A 15,846-nucleotide genomic window follows, 5' to 3' on the forward strand; every position below is an offset into this window, starting at 1 on the left:
CTCACACCCCCTCCGACATCCTGGCCGACATCTTGGCCGACGCCCCGGCGCCGGCGCTATCCTGGCCCCGGAACGGGCAGGCGGGCGCCGGGCGGTTGGCGTCGTCGAGGAAATACTGCCGGTGCTCGCGGATTCCAGCCGCACCATAACGGCCCAGATCCGGCGAGGCCGGCAGCATGTCGAAGGCCGCCAGCCGACGGCGGACCTTGGCGAAGGCGACATCGGCGGCCGCGTCGGTGCCAAGGATGCGGTCGAACACCCAGCGCGGCTGAAAGGTCAGCATGAAGCTGCTCGCCCGCCGGCTCTGGCGCGCGACATGGGCCGGGGTGTTGCAGACCACGAAGACCGGCTCGCCGGCGAAGCAGAATTCCCACAAGGGATCATCGGGATCGCCCGGCACATCCGCGGGCCAGGGCTGGTCGTCGATCGCGGCCAGACCGTTCAGCACCGTCCACATCCGGCGGCGATAGTCTTCGATGTCGCCCGGCACGTCGGGGCGGAAGAAGGCCACCAGCGAGGTATTGGGCCCGATGCCGCGCGCCCGGGCGATGAAGGCCCGCAGCGCCTTGCCCAACTGGCGAACGCCATCGGGGCCGGCATCGTCGATGAACACATAGCGCAACTGGTCGGCAGCGAAACCGGCAACGCCGAACACACAAGGGAACGGGCGCTGCGGACTGGCGATGGTGGCGGCGAATTCATCGAACACCACGCGCTGCCAGGGCGCGCAGGCCTCGTCCACCCGGTCGGCCGCAATCTCGGCACGGCTCTGATATGGCATGGGGAACATGGGTCGCAGATCCTGCGATAAGCGGCCGGGCCGCGCCGATGTCGGGCGTGATCCGGTGCGTTTCAACCATTGGCTGCAATAGCCGTCTTAACGCCTTATTAACCGCCTGTGGTGATTCTGAACCAGACTCCGAATTGAACAGTCTGTACCATAATGAAAGCAAAGCGTTCTGAATGCACCCGAACTACGTCTATATTCCCCCGCCTTGTGCACCCGACAGATCATCCCATGCCCATGCCTGATCAGGACAAAGACGGCCCACCCCCGACGACATCCGGCCCGACCAATGCACCCGCGGCATCGGCGCGTGAACCGGTGCTGACCGACAGCGATCGTCACCTGTTGGACCTGCTGAAAGAAGACGCCCGCCGCAGCATCAGCACACTGGCCGCGATGACCGGCACCTCGCGGCCGTCGGTGAAGCGGCGTATGGACCGGCTTCAGGCGCGCGGCATCATCCGCCGCTACACGGTCGAAACAGCCCTTCCCAAACAGGGGCAGGCCGCCGGCGCCGCGCGCGGGGTTGACGCGCTGTTCACGCTGGTCGGCCGCTCGGGCCATTACGGCCCGCTGCTGGCGGCGCTGCGCCAGCGCCCGGAATGCCTCGCCGCCTGGGCGGTGACCGGCTCTCCCGACGTGTTCGTGCTGGTCCATTGCCTGTCGGTCACGGCGCTGGATGCCACCCGCGCCCATATGCTCCGTCACCCGGCGGTGAAATCGGTGTCCACCGCCATCATCCTGGATGGCTGGCGGCGGGAGGATGGCGGGTGATGGCGACCAGAAAGCCCCGGCCGCGTGCCGCCACCAGCGGCCCATACAAGAGTGACGCCTTCGCCGCGATCCACGAGATCATGGAAGCTCTGTACGACGCCGGGGCGATCGACCGCAAGACGATGCGCGATTTCGATACCGCCTGCCTCGCGCCCGTGCTGCCGATGTCTCCCGACGACATCCGGGCATTGCGTGAGCGCGAGCAGATGTCTCAGCCGGTGTTCGCCCGCCATCTGAATGTCAGCCGCAACCTGATATCCGATTGGGAACGCGGCGTGAAGAAGCCAGGCGGCCCGGCCCTGAAACTGCTGACGATCGTGCGGAAGAAAGGGGTTCAGGCGCTGGTGTGATCATCCGGACCACGATGGGCCTGCGACTTCATGACGTCGATGAACGCCCTGAGAGCTGCCGGCATATGCGGCTTGTTGAGATAATACAGATGCAGGCCAGGAAACGGTTTGCACCAGTCATCGAGCATACGGATCAGGCCACCGCGCCGAAGGTGCGGTGCCACGAGACTTTCCTCAAGATAGGCGATGCCCGCGCCCTGCACGGCGGCGGCAAGCAGCAGGTCGGTTTCGTTGGCGGAGACGATCGTGTCGACCTTTATGGTGACAGGGCCGTCGGCCCCCTCGAACTGCCAGCGCTGCAGGATGCCCGTCTCGCTCCACCGATAGGTGAGACAGGCGTGATGAACCAGATCATGGGGGGTCCGGATCGGCGGCCGCGCAACGGCATATGCGGGTGCCCCCACAACCGCCATGCGCAGATCGGGCGTGAGCCTGACCGCGATCATGTCCTGCTGGACCAGGCCGCCGGACCGTATGCCGGCATCGAAGCCATGCGCCACGATATCGGTGATGTCGTCGTCGATCACCAGGTCGAGCCGCACATCAGGATAGCGGCGCGTGAAGTCTGCCAGCATGGGCGCGATCAACAGACGGGCGGCGATGCGCGGCAGGTTCACCCGCACCACGCCCCGCGGCCGGCTCTGGTGGTCGCTGACGTCCTGCACGGCGGCACCGATCTCGTCCATGGCCGGGCGCAGGCGCGCGAACAATGACTGGCCGGCTTCCGTCAACGAGACACTGCGCGTTGTCCGATTGAGCAGCCGCGCGCCCAGACGCTCCTCCAGCGATCTAATCGTATGGCTGAGCGCCGATGGCGACATCGCCAGTCGCGCCGCAGCCCGTCTGAAGCTCCGCTCCTCGGCGACGCTCAGGAACGCCGTGAGTTCGACATAGTCTCCGCCCCGCATATTGATGCCTCTGGAACCAACAACCCATGCTGATTATAGCGGATTATTATCTATAATCGCCTGTGTCAGCGTGCTCTCCCGAAGATCAGTCAACCCGCTGCTCCCGCCAATCCGACAGGCGGGGGCGGTTCGCATTCGGAGAGCCTTATCATGAAGACAATGCTGCGTTGGGAGATCGACGCCATCGGCCGCGATCGGCTGGCCCTGAAGGAGGCCGCGATCCCGTCACCGGGGGATCATGATATCCTCGTGAAGGTGAAGGCCGTCGCCCTGAACTATCGCGACAAGATGGTGATCGAGAGCGGGCGGGGCCTGCCGATCAGCTTCCCCTTCACGCCGGGATCGGATCTGACCGGAGAGGTCTTGGCGATCGGCCGGAACGTCTCGCGGTTTGCCCCTGGCGACCGGGTCATCTCGACCTTCACGCCCGACTGGATCGACGGGCTTCGGCCCGGTGATGCGCGGACGCCGGCCTACCGCACGCTTGGCGGCTATTATCCGGGCGTGCTTGCGGAATATGTCGCCATGTCGGAAGACTGGTTCGTGCGCGCCCCGGCGACCCTGAACGACGTGGAAGCGGCCACCTTGCCATGCGCCGGCGTGACCGCCTGGTTCGCCTTGATGGAACGCGCAGGCGTGCGTGCCGGCGACACCGTGCTCATCCCGAGCACCGGCGGCGTGGCCTTGTTCGGCCTGCAGATCGCCAAGGCGAACGGTGCCGAGGTCATCGTCTCCGGCGCTCCGGAGAACGGCCAGCGCGCCCGGGCGCTCGGCGCCGATCATTATATCGACAAAACGCGGGAGGATTGGGTCGAGGCGGTTTACGCCGCCACCGGCGATCGCGGTGCCGACCATATCCTTGAGGTGATCGGCGGATCGCATCTGGCCCGGTCAGTGCAGGTGGCCGCCGTGGGCGGGCATATCTGCCAGATCGGCGCGCTCGACGGCTTCGACGTCAGCGCGCCGGCCATGCCGTTGATGCTGAAGGACGTCACCATTCACGGGATCGGCACGGGAAGTCGTCATGCCTTGACGCGTCTTGTCCGCGCGGTCGACCGGACCGGGATCAAGCCGGTGATCGATACCCGCTATCCGTTCGCGGAGCTGTCGGCAGCACTCGATCATCTCGATCGGGGCCCGTTCGGCAAGGTCGTGATCGAACTTCCCTGAGGCGGCCCGGCTGGAACGCGCCGATCCCGCCAGCCGCCGTCTACAACGGATGAACCGCCACCCCGTCGGGATCGGCGGTGACGATCAGATCCTGGGCGGCGACCAGCGCCAGTTCGGCGCCGCCCATGTTGCGGCTGGCCTCGACCACGGCATAGGTGGCGGCGACCGCGCGGCGGATGGCGCGGGCGAGGTCGCGATGGGCCAGAAGGTCGGCCAGCAGCACGGCCGAGAACATGTCGCCGGTGCCCGAGAAATGCGCCGGCACCAGCGGGGTTTCGATGCGGAAGCGGCCAGCCTGCCCCACCGCGATCACCTCGACCGAGCCGGGCGCGGTTTCAGCCACCCGGACCGAGGTCGCCACCGCCATCTCGGGCCCCATCGAGGCCAGCCGGTCCAGCGCCGCGATCACCTCGGCGCGGGTGGTGGTGCGGGCACCGGTCAGGTGGTCGAGTTCATAATGATTGGGCACCACCAGATCGGCGCGGGGCAGAAGCTCGTCGACCATCGCCTCGGCGACACCCGGCTGGACATAGCGGCCGGCGGGATAGTCGCCGATCACCGGATCGAACAGATAGAACGCCCCCGGCACCCGCCGGCGCACCCGGTCGACCGCCTCGGCCGCCACGGCCACCTGGGCGGCGCTGCCGAAATAACCGGTCAGCACCGCGCGCACGAAGCCCAGCCCGCCGCCGGCTTCATCCGGCAGGGCGTCCAGCCCCTCGATCAGCCCGCGCAGTTCCGCCGGGTCGGTGACGGTGCCCCGCCAGCCGGCATAGCGCGGATTGCTGCTGAAACGAACGGTATCCAGCGCACAGACATCCCGGCCCAGACGTTCGAGCGGCAGGGTCGCGGCGCTGTTGCCGACGTGACCGAAGCTCACCCGCGACTGGATGCTGAGGACAGTCATCGGCGGTACTCCTGAAGGGATGCATGATGTGCAGGCCGGTGGATGCTGGTACGGGTGGATGCTGGTACGGGTGGATGCTGGTACGGGTGGATGCTGACACGGGGACTGGTCCCGGTTCAACCCCGGCGCGCCACCATCGCATGGGCATGGCCCGCGCGGAATTTGCACGAGACATCAGCAACTTTATTGCGTCGCGGTAGGGTCCGGCGCAATGCTTTCGCGATGCCGCAAGCTGGTTTATAGTCCGCGCGAACCGTTCTGGTCGGGCGCGCGGCAATCCGCCTGCCCGGCCGCGGGTACCGTCTCACCTCAAGCTTCGGATGTCTCGTCATGGCCAAGACCAATCGCCCCCGCCGCAGCATGCTGTACATGCCGGGCGCCAACACCCGCGCGCTCGACAAGGCCCGCGGCCTGGCCGCCGACGCGCTGATCCTGGATCTTGAGGATAGCTGCGCCCCCGATGCCAAGGAAGCCGCGCGCGCCAATGTCGTCGCGGCGCTGGCCGAAGGCGGCTATGGCAATCGCGAGCTGATCATGCGGGTGAACGCGCTGACCACACCCTGGGGTCATGCCGATCTGGTCGCGGCCGCCAAAAGCGGCGCCGACGGCGTGCTGATCCCCAAGGTCGAGGGCGCCGAGGGCGTGCGACAGGCCGAAGCGGTGCTGCGCGATGCCGGCGCCCCCGACGATCTGAAGCTGTGGGTGATGATGGAAACCCCGCTCGCCATCCTGCGCGCCGAAGAGGTGGCCGGCGCCACCCCGCGCATGGCCGGGCTGGTGCTGGGCACGTCGGATCTGGCCAAGGATCTGCACTGCGCCCATACGCCGGAGCGGCTGCCGTTCCTGGCCAGCCTGTCGCTGTGCGTGCTGGCCGGCCGCGCCTTCGATCTGGCGATCATGGACGGCGTGCATCTGGACCTCGACGATGCCGAGGGCTTCGCCCGGGTCTGCCGCCAGGGCGCCGAGCTGGGTATGGACGGCAAGACCCTGATCCATCCCAAGCAGCTCGACGCCGCCAACGAGGCCTTCGGCCCCAGCGCCGACGATCTGGCCCAGGCCCACAAGATCATCGCTGCCTATGACGCCGCGATGGCCGAGGGCAAGGGCGTGGTCGTGGTCAACGGCAAGCTGGTCGAGAACCTGCACGTGGTCGGCGCCCGGCGCATGCTCGACATGGCCGAGCAGATCAAGGCTCTGGGTTGAGGACGGCGCCTGATGGCACAGAAAACCAATTCCGGCCGGTTCTTCGAGGATTTCACCCTCGGCGAGACCATCATCCATGCCACCCCGCGCACCGTCACCACCGGTGACCAGTCGCTGTATACCGCCCTCTACGGCACCCGCTTCGCGGTGAATTCCTCGGCGGAATTCGCCCGTGGCCTGGGGCTGGACCAGGCGCCAATCGACGATCTGCTGGTGTTCCACATCGTGTTCGGCAAGACCGTGCCCGATGTGTCGCTGAACGCGGTCGCCAATCTGGGCTATGCCGGCGGCCGCTTCGGCGTGCCGGTGTTTCCCGGCGACACGCTGGCCACCACCTCCACCGTCATCGGCCTGAAGCCCAATGCCAACGGCCAGACCGGTGTGGTCTGGGTGCGCTCCACCGGCACCAACCAGCACGGGCAGATGGTGCTGGATTACGTGCGCTGGGTGATGGTGCGCCGCCGCGCGCCCGGCACCGACATTGCAGCCACCCATAACTGCCCCCCCACCGACATCCCCGCCACCGTCGCCACCGCCGATCTGGCGGTGCCGCAGGGCCTGGACGCGCGCGGCTTCGATCTGGCGCTGTCGGGCGAGCCGCATTGTTTCGAGGACTACCAGCCCGGCGAGCGGATCGACCATGTCGACGGCATGACGATCGAGGAGGCCGAGCACATGCTGGCCACCCGGCTGTATCAGAACACCGCCAAGGTCCATTTCAACCAGCTTGAGGCCGGGCAGAACCGCTTCGGCCGGCGGTTGATCTATGGCGGCCACATCATCAGCATGGCGCGGGCGCTGAGCTTCAACGGTCTGGCCAATGTGGTCCGGATCGCCGCGATCAATGCCGGCAGCCATGCCAACCCCACCTTCGCCGGCGACACCATCCATGCCTGGTCGGAGGTGCTGTCGGCCGAGCCGATGCCCGGGCGTGGTGATCTGGGCGCATTGAGATTGCGTCTTATTGCCGTCAAGAACCGGGCGGCCGCCGACTGGCCGCTGAAAGATTCCGACGGAAAATATCTGTCCGATGTGGTTCTTGATCTAGATTACACCGTGCTGATGCCACGCCGTGGCTGAGACGGCGGGCCGCCCGTGTCCACAATCGGCGGGGCGGCGACCGGCATCGGGGGATATGCCCCGGCCGGCGCCGCTTTTGCCGGGCTTTCGTTGACTTGAGCGGCGGCTGGGCCTATTCAGTACGGCGTGACGAAAGGCGTGCGTTTTCAAGCCATAAACGTTGAGCCACCTGGCCGGCGGCCCCGCCGGACCGGGATGAGCCCCTGGAGTGCAGGTTCTAGAAGCCCATGGCCAAGACCGACAACCGACCTCTTTCGCCGCATCTGCAGGTCTATCGCCTGCCTATGACGGCGCTCATGTCGATCTCGCACCGCGCAACCGGCGTGGTGTTGAGTGTCGGCACCCTGTTGCTCGCCTGGTGGCTGATTGCCGCCGCGACCAGCGCCGGCGCCTTTGAAACCGCGCAGGGCTTTTTCGGCTCGTGGTTCGGCATGCTGGTGATGTTCGGCTGGACGCTGTGCCTGTTCTATCACCTGGCGAACGGCATCCGGCATCTGGTCTGGGATACCGGCCACGGCTTCGACATCAAGACGGCGGAGAAGATGGGCCGTATCGTGCTGGTCGCCGCCGTCGCGCTGACGCTGATCGCCTGGATCATCGGTCTCGCGGTCTGACCGCACGAGGTTCGCGACACGCCGGACCCCGCGGATGACGGGCATGGCTGCCGGGTGACAAAAGACTGCAGATACTGCGGCTGGTTTGAGGACGATCAAGATGAGCTTGCGCAATCCGCTTGCCCGCGCCCGCGGGCTGGGTTCGGCGAAAGAAGGTGTTCATCACTGGTGGATGCAGCGGCTGACCGCCGCCGCCATGGTGCCGCTGACCTTGTGGTTCGTGATTTCGATCATCGCCCATCTCGGCGCCGGACGGCTGGAGATCGTGGGCTGGCTGTCGTCGCCGGTGTCGGCCGCGCTGATGATCGCCTTCCTGGTGGCGCTGTTCTGGCATGCCAAGCTGGGGCTTCAGGTCGTGATCGAGGATTACGTGCACAACGAGGCGGTCAAGGTCGCGTCGCTGACAGCCATGACCTTCGCGGTCATCATCGTCGGCCTCGCCTGCGTCGTCTCCGTGCTCAAGCTTGCCTTCGGAGGCTGAACGCAATGACCATGGCTTACAAGATCATCGACCATGAATACGACATCGTGGTCGTCGGCGCCGGCGGCGCCGGCCTGCGCGCCACCATGGGGATGGCCGCCAAGGGGCTGAAGACCGCCTGCATCACCAAGGTGTTCCCCACCCGCAGCCACACGGTCGCGGCCCAGGGCGGCATCTCGGCGGCGCTTGGCAATATGGGCGAGGACGACTGGCGCTGGCACATGTACGACACCGTCAAGGGGTCGGACTGGCTGGGCGATCAGGACGCCATCGAATACATGTGCCGCGAGGCGATCCCGGCGATCATCGAGCTTGAGCATTTCGGCGTGCCGTTCTCGCGCACCGACGAAGGCAAGATCTATCAGCGCCCGTTCGGCGGCATGACCACCCGCTTCGGCGAGGGCCGCGCCCAGCGCACCTGCGCCGCCGCCGACCGCACCGGCCACGCCATCCTGCACACCCTGTATCAGCAGGCGCTGAAGAACGACGCCGAGTTCTTCATCGAGCATTTCGCGCTCGACCTGATCATGGACGACGAAGGCGTCTGCCGCGGCGTGATGAGCTGGGATCTGGCGACCGGCATCCTGCACCGCTTCCGCTCGCATCTGGTGGTCATCGCCACCGGCGGCTATGGCCGGGCCTATTTCTCGTGCACCTCGGCCCACACCTGCACCGGCGACGGCAACGCCATGGTGCTGCGCGCCGGCCTGCCTTTGCAGGACATGGAGTTCGTGCAGTTCCACCCCACCGGCATCTATGGCGCCGGCTGCCTGATCACCGAGGGTGTGCGCGGCGAGGGTGGCTATCTCACCAATTCCAACGGTGAGCGCTTCATGGAGCGTTATGCGCCGTCGGCCAAGGATCTGGCCTCGCGCGACGTCGTCAGCCGCGCCATGACCATCGAGATCCGCGAGGGCCGTGGCGTCGGCAAGCGCAACGACCATATCCATCTGCATCTGGAACATCTGGATCCCGACATCATCCACCAGCGCCTGCCGGGCATCGCCGAGACCGCCAAGGTGTTCTCAGGGGTGGACGTGACGCGTGAACCCATTCCGGTGCTGCCGACCGTGCATTACAACATGGGCGGCATTCCGACCAATTTCCGCACCGAGGTGGTCCGCCCCGACGGCGACAATCCCGACGCGGTGGTGCCCGGTCTGATGGCGATCGGCGAGGCGGCCTGCGTGTCGGTGCATGGCGCCAACCGCCTGGGCTCGAACTCGCTGCTCGATCTGGTGGTGTTCGGTCGCGCGGCCGCGATCCGCGCCGCCGAGATCGTCACCCCCGGCCAGAGCCACAAGGCGCTTGGCCCCAGCGCGTCCGAGCGTGCGATCGCCCGCTTCGACAAGCTGCGCCACGCCAACGGCACCGTCTCGACCGCCGAGCTGCGCGACGAGATGCAGCGCACCATGCAGAACAACTGCGCGGTGTTCCGCACCGGCGAGGTGCTGGATGGCGGCCTGGCCGAGATGCACAAGATCTATGACCAGCGCGACAACATCCGGGTCACCGACCGCTCGCTGATCTGGAACTCGGATCTGGTCGAGACGCTGGAACTGGACAATCTTCTGGGGCAGGCGCTGGTCACCATCGCCGGTGCCGCCAACCGGCCGGAAAGCCGTGGCGCCCATGCCCGCGAGGATTATCCCGACCGCGACGACAAGGACTGGATGAAGCACACGGTCGCCTGTTGCACCGATGCCGGCGAGGTCTCGTTCGACTATCGCCCGGTGCATATGACGACGCTGACCAACGAGGTCGAGGTGTTCCCGCCGAAGGCGCGCGTCTACTGACGCGCAGTCATTCATCGACCCACCGCGACTGAGGACGAGACGAGCGATGGCTGAATTCCGCCTTCCCAAGAATTCGCAGATCCGCCAGGGCAAGACCTACAAGGCGGACGGCGCCCAGAACATCAAGGTGTTCAAGATCTATCGCTGGAACCCCGACAGCGGCGAGACGCCGTCGGTGGACACCTATGAGGTGGATCTGGATCACTGCGGACCGATGGTTCTGGATGCGCTGATCAAGATCAAGAACGAGGTCGACCCCACGCTGACCTTCCGCCGGTCATGCCGTGAAGGCATCTGCGGCTCGTGCGCGATGAACATCGACGGCACGAACACGCTGGCCTGCCTGAAGCCGATGGAAGACGTGAAGGCCGAGGTCAAGGTCTACCCCCTGCCCCATATGCAGGTGGTGAAGGATCTTGTCCCCGACATGAGCAACTTCTATGCGCAGTATGCGTCGATCAAGCCCTGGCTGCGCAGCCAGAGCCCGGCGCCGGCACGTGAGCGGCTTCAGACCCCGGAAGAGCGCGAAGCGCTCGACGGGCTGTATGAGTGCATTCTGTGCGCCTGCTGCTCCACAAGCTGCCCCAGCTATTGGTGGAACCCGGAACGCTATCTGGGCCCCGCCATTCTGCTGCAGGCTTATCGCTGGCTGGCCGACAGCCGCGACGAGGATGCCGGCGACCGGCTCGACAACCTGGAAGACCCCTTCCGGCTGTATCGCTGCCACACGATCATGAACTGCACCAAGACCTGCCCCAAGGGCCTGAACCCGGCGAAGGCGATCGCCGAGATCAAGAAGATGATGGTTGCCCGCCGCTGAGGCGGGACGGATGGTTGCCCGCCGCTGAGGCGGGACGACATCCCCCACAGGAAAACGGCCGGCCCCGGGAACAGGGTCGGCCGTTTTTTTTGCACGATGTTGGCGTTGTCTGGCCCGACGTCGCGGCCGGTCAGCCGGAACCAGTCGAGGCCCGCCACAGGTCACGATAGCGCCCCGGCACCGCCAGAAGTGCGTCATGGCGCCCCCGCTGCACCACCCGGCCCGCCTCCAGCACCAGGATCTGGTCGGCACCGGCGATGGTCGACAGACGATGGGCGATGACGATGACCGTGCGGTCGCGCAGCAGCGCGTCGATCGCCGCCTGAACCGCCACCTCGCTTTCGGTGTCGAGCGCCGCGGTCGGCTCGTCCAGGATCACGATCGGTGCGTCCTTGAGCAGCGCGCGGGCGATGGCGATGCGCTGGCGCTCTCCGCCCGACAACCGGGCGCCGCCCTCGCCAAGCCGGGTCTGCCAGCCGGCGGGCAGGCGGTCGATGAAGCCGTCGCACTGGGCGGCGCGGGCCGCGGCCAGCACCGCCGCGTCATCGGCCCCGGGCCGGCCCATGCGGATATTGGCCAGCACGGTGTCGTCGAACAGATAGACCGTCTGGAACACCACCGACACCAGGCTGTCGAGATGATCGGGCGCGATGTCGCGAACGTCGACACCGCCGATCGCGACCCGCCCGGCCGTCACTTCGCCATGGCGCTGGATCAGCCGCGCCATACTGGTCTTGCCGGCCCCCGATGGCCCGACCAGAGCGGTCAGGCTGCGTTCGGGCAGATGCGCACAGACGGCACGCAACGCGGGTGCATGCGTGCGGTCGCCTTGGGTGCCGCCATTATAGGCAAAGGTGACGGCATCGAAGCCGACATCGAACCGCGCTGGCCGCAATGGCCGCTCCGGTACCGGCAGCGGCGGCACCGCCATCAGCGCCTCGATCCGGACCAGAGCCGCCTCGATCAGATCGATCACCACTGTATAGGCGGTGACGGTGGCGAGCGGTTCGGCGAAGCGCACGGTCACCACCAGCACCGCCGCCAGAACCGCCGGGTCGAGCAGCCCGGCCGTCACCCGCCAGATGCCGAGGCCGGCAACGGCGAGCAGGGCCAGTTCGACCGCGGTCGCGACCGTCAGGTTCGGTCCCGTGGCGCGGCGATGATCCGCCACCTGCACCGCTTCCAGCCGGGTGAACCCGTCATCGAGCGCCGCCGCCCGCACGCCCGCCCGGCCCGCAGCCCGCAGCACCGCCAGCCCCTGAAGATATTCCACGATATCGGCGGCGGTGCGGACATGGGCCCGGGCCAGACGGTCCATCTGGGAGCCCTGGCCCGGCCGCCGCCAGCGGGTCAGGGCCAGGATCAGCGGAAACACCGCCGCCAGCGCCAACGCCACCGGCCAGTCGGCAAAGGCAAGGCCCGCCGCCGCCACGATCGGCGTCACCACCGCCTGGGCCAGCAGATTCGCCACCGTCAGCACATGATGCAGGGTCTCGTCGACATTGCCGAGCAGGGCGGCGTTCACCTCGCCCGACCGCCGGTCCTGCAGCCGGTCGAGCGGCATCCGACGCAACTGGTCGCCAAGGCGGCTGCGCAGATCATGAGTGGCACGGGCCATGTCGCCGCCATAATCGAAGCCCTGGGCCCGCCAGCGGAGCACGGCGGCAAGCGCCGCCAGCCCGCAGAACCCGGCGAACCAGGGTGCCGCCGCAACGGTCCCGCCATCGCCCAGCGCCGCCTGCAGCAGAGGTGCCAGCAGGGCGAGCGCCGCCCCCTGAACCGCCGCCGCAGCCACCAGCCCGGCCAGCGCCCGGCGCAGGGCCGGGGCATGCGGCCCAATCGCCGCGAACAGCCGGCCGAGCGTGTGCCGCAGCGGCACCACATCGCCACCGATCCCGTTCGATCCGGAAGATCTGGTCATGCCGGTTCTCCGTGGTGGTGTCCGCCGATGGTCCAGCCTCGCGCCCGTTCATGGGCGCGCCACAGCCGGGCATAGAGGCCGTTCTCGTCCAGCAGGGCTGCATGGCTGCCGGCCTCGACCAGCCGGCCACGATCGAGCACCAGGATGCGGTCGGCATCCCGGATGGTCGACAGGCGGTGAGCCACCACGATCACCGTGCGGCCGCTCATCAGCGCCGCCAGCCCCGCCATCAGCGCCGCCTCGTTTCCGGCATCGGCGAAGGCGGTGGCCTCGTCCAGCACCAGGATCGGCCGGTCGAGCAGCAGGGCGCGGGCGATGGTGATCCGTTGCCGCTCCCCCCCTGACAGGAACACGCCGCGATCGCCCGCCGGCGTGTCATATCCTTGCGGCAACCGCCGGATGAAATCGTCGGCGCGGGCGGCGCGGGCCGCATCGATCACCGCCGCCATCGGCGCATCGGGCCGGCCCAGGCGGATGTTGTCGGCGATGCTGCCGGCAAACAGAAAGCTGTCCTGAAACACGAAGCCGACCAGTTCCGCCAGCCGCTCGGGCGGCAGGTCGCGCAGATCGACGCCGCCGATGGTGATCCGGCCGGCGGTGACGTCGTGGAAGCGACAGAGCAGTGCCGCGATCGTGCTCTTGCCAGCCCCCGACGGGCCGACCAGGGCGGTGACGCTGCCGGCGGGGATGGTGACGCTCAGATCCTCGATCACCGGCGGTTCGTCGGGGGCATGGCGGAAGCCCACATCCTGGAAGCACAGGTCCAGCCCCCGCGGCACCGCCTGGCCGGCAGGGCCGGGTTCGGGGACGGCCATGGGCGGCTCGGCCACAATTTCGGCGATGCGGGCGGCGGCGAGGCCGGCACGGGCGACCATGTCGCGCAGCGCCATGGCCGGCATCATCGCCTCGGCCATGCCGGTGCCGGTCAGCAGGGCCGCGAGCCACGGCCCCTGATCGTCGCCCGCCCCCGTCCACAAGCCAACCGCCAGCAGGACGGCAAGCGTCGGCAGCGGCGCCAGGATGGCGAGCGAGGCCCGTGCCGCCAGCCCCGAGCGGCGGTACCACAGCACCAGCATCGCGAGATAGGCATCCAGCGCCCGCTGATAGCGGCCGAAACTGTCATGGCCGGCATCGAAGGTGCGCACCACCGGCATCGCCTGCACGAACTCGATCACCGCCGCCGACACCCGCTCACGTGCGGCATGATAGGCGCGGATCAACACGCCGCCGTCGCGCATGGCGACCGCCATCACCACGATGCCGGCAGCCGCCACCGCCAGCGCCGCCGCGGCGAAACGCCAGTCGAGCACGACCAGCGCCACCGCCGTCGCCGCCGGCATCACCACCGCGCGGGCATAAAGCGGTGTCGCGTCGGCGACGAAGACATGCAGCGCCTTCACATCGTCCTGCATCACCTTGGCGATGGCGGCCGGGCCGATCTGCTGCACCCGGCCCATGGGCAGGGTGGCGACATGGGCGGCCAGCCGCCGGCGCAGCAGCAGTTCCAGCCGGAAGGCCGCCCGATGCGACTGCCCGAAGGCCGCGAGCCTGAGGCCGATGGCGGCCAGTGTGCACAAGGCGCCCAGTGTGCAGAAGGCGACAGGGCCGTCCAGCGACCATGGCACGTCGGCGCCCGGCACTGGCATGCCCGGCACCAGCAGCCGCGCCACGGCGGCGGCGATCAGCACCAGCGTCGCCAGCGCCATCACCGCCGACAGGCCCGACAGCGCCATGGCCACGGCGATGCGGCGACGCACCGGCGCCAGGATCGGCCAGGGAGCGGCACTCATCGCCCGCTCTCCGCCGTCGGGCGGAACAGCAGGCTTACCGCCAGCGCCAGCGCCCCGGCGGCCACCGCCACCCACAGCGTGGTCGCCGGCCCGGTCGCCGCCGCGATCGCCGCCCCCGCGGAGACCGAGCCCATGCCCATCCCCGCATGCAGCGCCGACTGAACGCTGTAATCGGTGGCCGGGCGCGCCACCGAGGCGCGGTCCATCATCACCATCGCCATCACCGTGGCCCCTGGGTTATAGGCCAGAAAATAGAGGCAGACCGCCACCGCCGCCGGCCCGACCCAGGCGCCGTCCAGCACCGGCAGCGCCACGGCCGCGATCCCGGCAAGCTGGACCATGGCCGCCGCGATCAGCGCCCGCCGCCGCCCCATGCGGATGGCGATCCGGCCGGCAAGCAGCGCGCCGGCGATACCGGCGACCGGCCCCGCCACATTCACCACCAGCCCAATCCGGTCCAGCGGCCAGCCGGCCGCGACCAGCGCCGGCATGATCAGGGCATAGGCCATCCCCGCCCCCACCGGCCAGATCAGCAGCAGCACCGCCCAGCCGATCGCGCGCCGGCGGCCGAGACCGGCCAGCCGTGCCCGCCACGACGGCCCCGCGACCACCGCCGCCACGGTGTCGGGCTCGCGGTACAGCGCCAGTTGAACCAGACTGACGGCGGTAATCCCGCCAAGCAGGGCCATTGCCCCCACCCAGCCCAGATACGGATAGAGCACCAGCACACCGCCCGCGCCGAGCATGGTGCCGAGCAGCCCGCCGGAAATCTGCAGCGCATTGCCGGGGCCGCGCGCGCCCGGCGGCAGCAGCCGGCAGGCCAGCCCATCGACCGCGACATCCTGTGTGGCCGAGAGCAGCGCGAGTGCCAGGCACAAGCCATAGACCACGGCGAAATCGGCCAGCGGATCGAACGCGGCCATCACCACCAGCACCGCGACCATGCCCGTCTGTGAGACCATCGCCCAGCCGCGGTAATGCCCGACGCGCCCCAGTCGCCAGCGGTCGATCACCGGCGCCCAGAGCAGTTTGAGCGGCCAGACCAGCCCCAGCATATAGACCAGGGTCAGCCGGTCGGCATTGGCGCCGCCATCAGCCAGGATGGCGATCAGCGCCGCCACGAAGAACATCAGCGCCAGCGTCTGGGTGGTGTAGAGGCTGGCGAGCAGCAGCCGCACGCGCCCGCCGAGACGATCGGCGGGCGCGGCGGCGGCATTGGCGGAGTGATGATGTCGGGTCATGTCC

The 15,846-nt window shown here is 68.2% G+C and carries 15 protein-coding genes; 9 read left to right on the forward strand and 6 right to left on the reverse strand.

Features of this window, described 5'->3' with window-relative positions; all coding sequences use genetic code 11:
- Position 1: 1 nt before the first annotated feature.
- The gene (locus WG924_RS08410) at positions 2-790 is read right to left on the reverse strand and encodes a YqcI/YcgG family protein (protein WP_345932568.1); all 789 of its coding nucleotides are present in this window, start codon (positions 788-790) and stop codon (positions 2-4) included.
- 234 nt (positions 791-1,024) lie between these two features.
- Here WG924_RS08410 and WG924_RS08415 point away from each other — a divergent pair, with 234 nt between their 5' ends.
- Together WG924_RS08415 and WG924_RS08420 are read left to right on the forward strand one after the other, a co-directional pair.
- Positions 1,025-1,561 carry an Lrp/AsnC family transcriptional regulator gene (locus tag WG924_RS08415; protein ID WP_345932569.1) on the forward strand — a complete coding sequence of 179 codons (537 nt, stop codon included), beginning with the start codon at positions 1,025-1,027 and terminating at the stop codon, positions 1,559-1,561.
- Positions 1,561-1,911 carry a helix-turn-helix domain-containing protein gene (locus WG924_RS08420; RefSeq protein WP_345932570.1) on the forward strand — a complete coding sequence of 117 codons (351 nt, stop codon included), beginning with the start codon at positions 1,561-1,563 and terminating at the stop codon, positions 1,909-1,911. Before WG924_RS08415 ends, WG924_RS08420 begins: the two co-directional genes overlap by 1 nt.
- Here WG924_RS08420 and WG924_RS08425 read toward each other — a convergent pair.
- The gene (locus WG924_RS08425) at positions 1,896-2,819 is read right to left on the reverse strand and encodes a LysR family transcriptional regulator (RefSeq protein WP_345932571.1); all 924 of its coding nucleotides are present in this window, start codon (positions 2,817-2,819) and stop codon (positions 1,896-1,898) included. The genes WG924_RS08420 and WG924_RS08425 overlap by 16 nt on opposite strands.
- Before the next feature lie 150 nt (positions 2,820-2,969).
- Here WG924_RS08425 and WG924_RS08430 point away from each other — a divergent pair, with 150 nt between their 5' ends.
- Positions 2,970-3,989 carry a zinc-dependent alcohol dehydrogenase family protein gene (locus WG924_RS08430; protein WP_372044884.1) on the forward strand — a complete coding sequence of 340 codons (1,020 nt, stop codon included), beginning with the start codon at positions 2,970-2,972 and terminating at the stop codon, positions 3,987-3,989.
- 40 nt (positions 3,990-4,029) lie between these two features.
- Here WG924_RS08430 and pdxY read toward each other — a convergent pair whose 3' ends face one another.
- Positions 4,030-4,896 (reverse strand): pyridoxal kinase, encoded by an 867-nt coding sequence (pdxY, locus tag WG924_RS08435; protein WP_345932572.1) that lies wholly within the window; start codon positions 4,894-4,896, stop codon positions 4,030-4,032.
- Positions 4,897-5,226: 330 nt separating this feature from the next.
- Between pdxY and WG924_RS08440 the strand changes: the two genes are divergently transcribed.
- The 6 genes from WG924_RS08440 (at position 5,227) to WG924_RS08465 (ending at position 10,890) form a co-directional block, all read left to right on the forward strand.
- The gene (locus tag WG924_RS08440) at positions 5,227-6,099 is read left to right on the forward strand and encodes an HpcH/HpaI aldolase/citrate lyase family protein (protein ID WP_345932573.1); all 873 of its coding nucleotides are present in this window, start codon (positions 5,227-5,229) and stop codon (positions 6,097-6,099) included.
- A gap of 12 nt (positions 6,100-6,111) precedes the next feature.
- Entirely contained in the window at positions 6,112-7,179 is a 1,068-nt protein-coding gene (locus WG924_RS08445) for a MaoC family dehydratase (protein ID WP_345932574.1), read from the forward strand.
- Positions 7,180-7,406: 227 nt separating this feature from the next.
- A complete protein-coding gene (sdhC, locus tag WG924_RS08450) occupies positions 7,407-7,793 on the forward strand; it encodes a succinate dehydrogenase, cytochrome b556 subunit (RefSeq protein ID WP_345932575.1) in 387 nt (128 codons plus the stop codon).
- A 100-nt stretch (positions 7,794-7,893) separates the two neighbouring features.
- A complete protein-coding gene (sdhD, locus tag WG924_RS08455; RefSeq protein ID WP_345932576.1) occupies positions 7,894-8,274 on the forward strand; it encodes a succinate dehydrogenase, hydrophobic membrane anchor protein in 381 nt (126 codons plus the stop codon).
- 5 nt (positions 8,275-8,279) lie between these two features.
- Complete coding sequence (gene sdhA, locus WG924_RS08460) at positions 8,280-10,070, forward strand: succinate dehydrogenase flavoprotein subunit (protein ID WP_345932577.1); 1,791 nt, start codon at positions 8,280-8,282, stop codon at positions 10,068-10,070.
- Positions 10,071-10,116: 46 nt separating this feature from the next.
- Complete coding sequence (locus tag WG924_RS08465; protein WP_345932578.1) at positions 10,117-10,890, forward strand: succinate dehydrogenase iron-sulfur subunit; 774 nt, start codon at positions 10,117-10,119, stop codon at positions 10,888-10,890.
- 130 nt (positions 10,891-11,020) lie between these two features.
- On the opposite strand, the gene WG924_RS08470 is transcribed toward WG924_RS08465, so the two are convergent.
- From WG924_RS08470 to WG924_RS08480, 3 genes are read right to left on the reverse strand one after another with little or no spacing between them, the layout of a single operon-like run.
- On the reverse strand, positions 11,021-12,811 hold the full coding sequence (locus WG924_RS08470) for an ABC transporter ATP-binding protein (RefSeq protein ID WP_345932579.1): 1,791 nt from the start codon (positions 12,809-12,811) through the stop codon (positions 11,021-11,023).
- Entirely contained in the window at positions 12,808-14,601 is a 1,794-nt protein-coding gene (locus WG924_RS08475; RefSeq protein ID WP_345932580.1) for an ABC transporter ATP-binding protein, read from the reverse strand. The genes WG924_RS08470 and WG924_RS08475 overlap by 4 nt, the downstream gene beginning before the upstream one ends.
- Positions 14,598-15,842 carry an MFS transporter gene (locus tag WG924_RS08480; protein ID WP_345932581.1) on the reverse strand — a complete coding sequence of 415 codons (1,245 nt, stop codon included), beginning with the start codon at positions 15,840-15,842 and terminating at the stop codon, positions 14,598-14,600. The genes WG924_RS08475 and WG924_RS08480 overlap by 4 nt, the downstream gene beginning before the upstream one ends.
- Between the last annotated feature and the right edge of the window lie 4 nt (positions 15,843-15,846).

The organism is Tistrella arctica (genome assembly GCF_039630945.1).
In the GTDB taxonomy this organism is placed as follows: Bacteria; Pseudomonadota; Alphaproteobacteria; order Tistrellales; family Tistrellaceae; genus Tistrella; species Tistrella bauzanensis.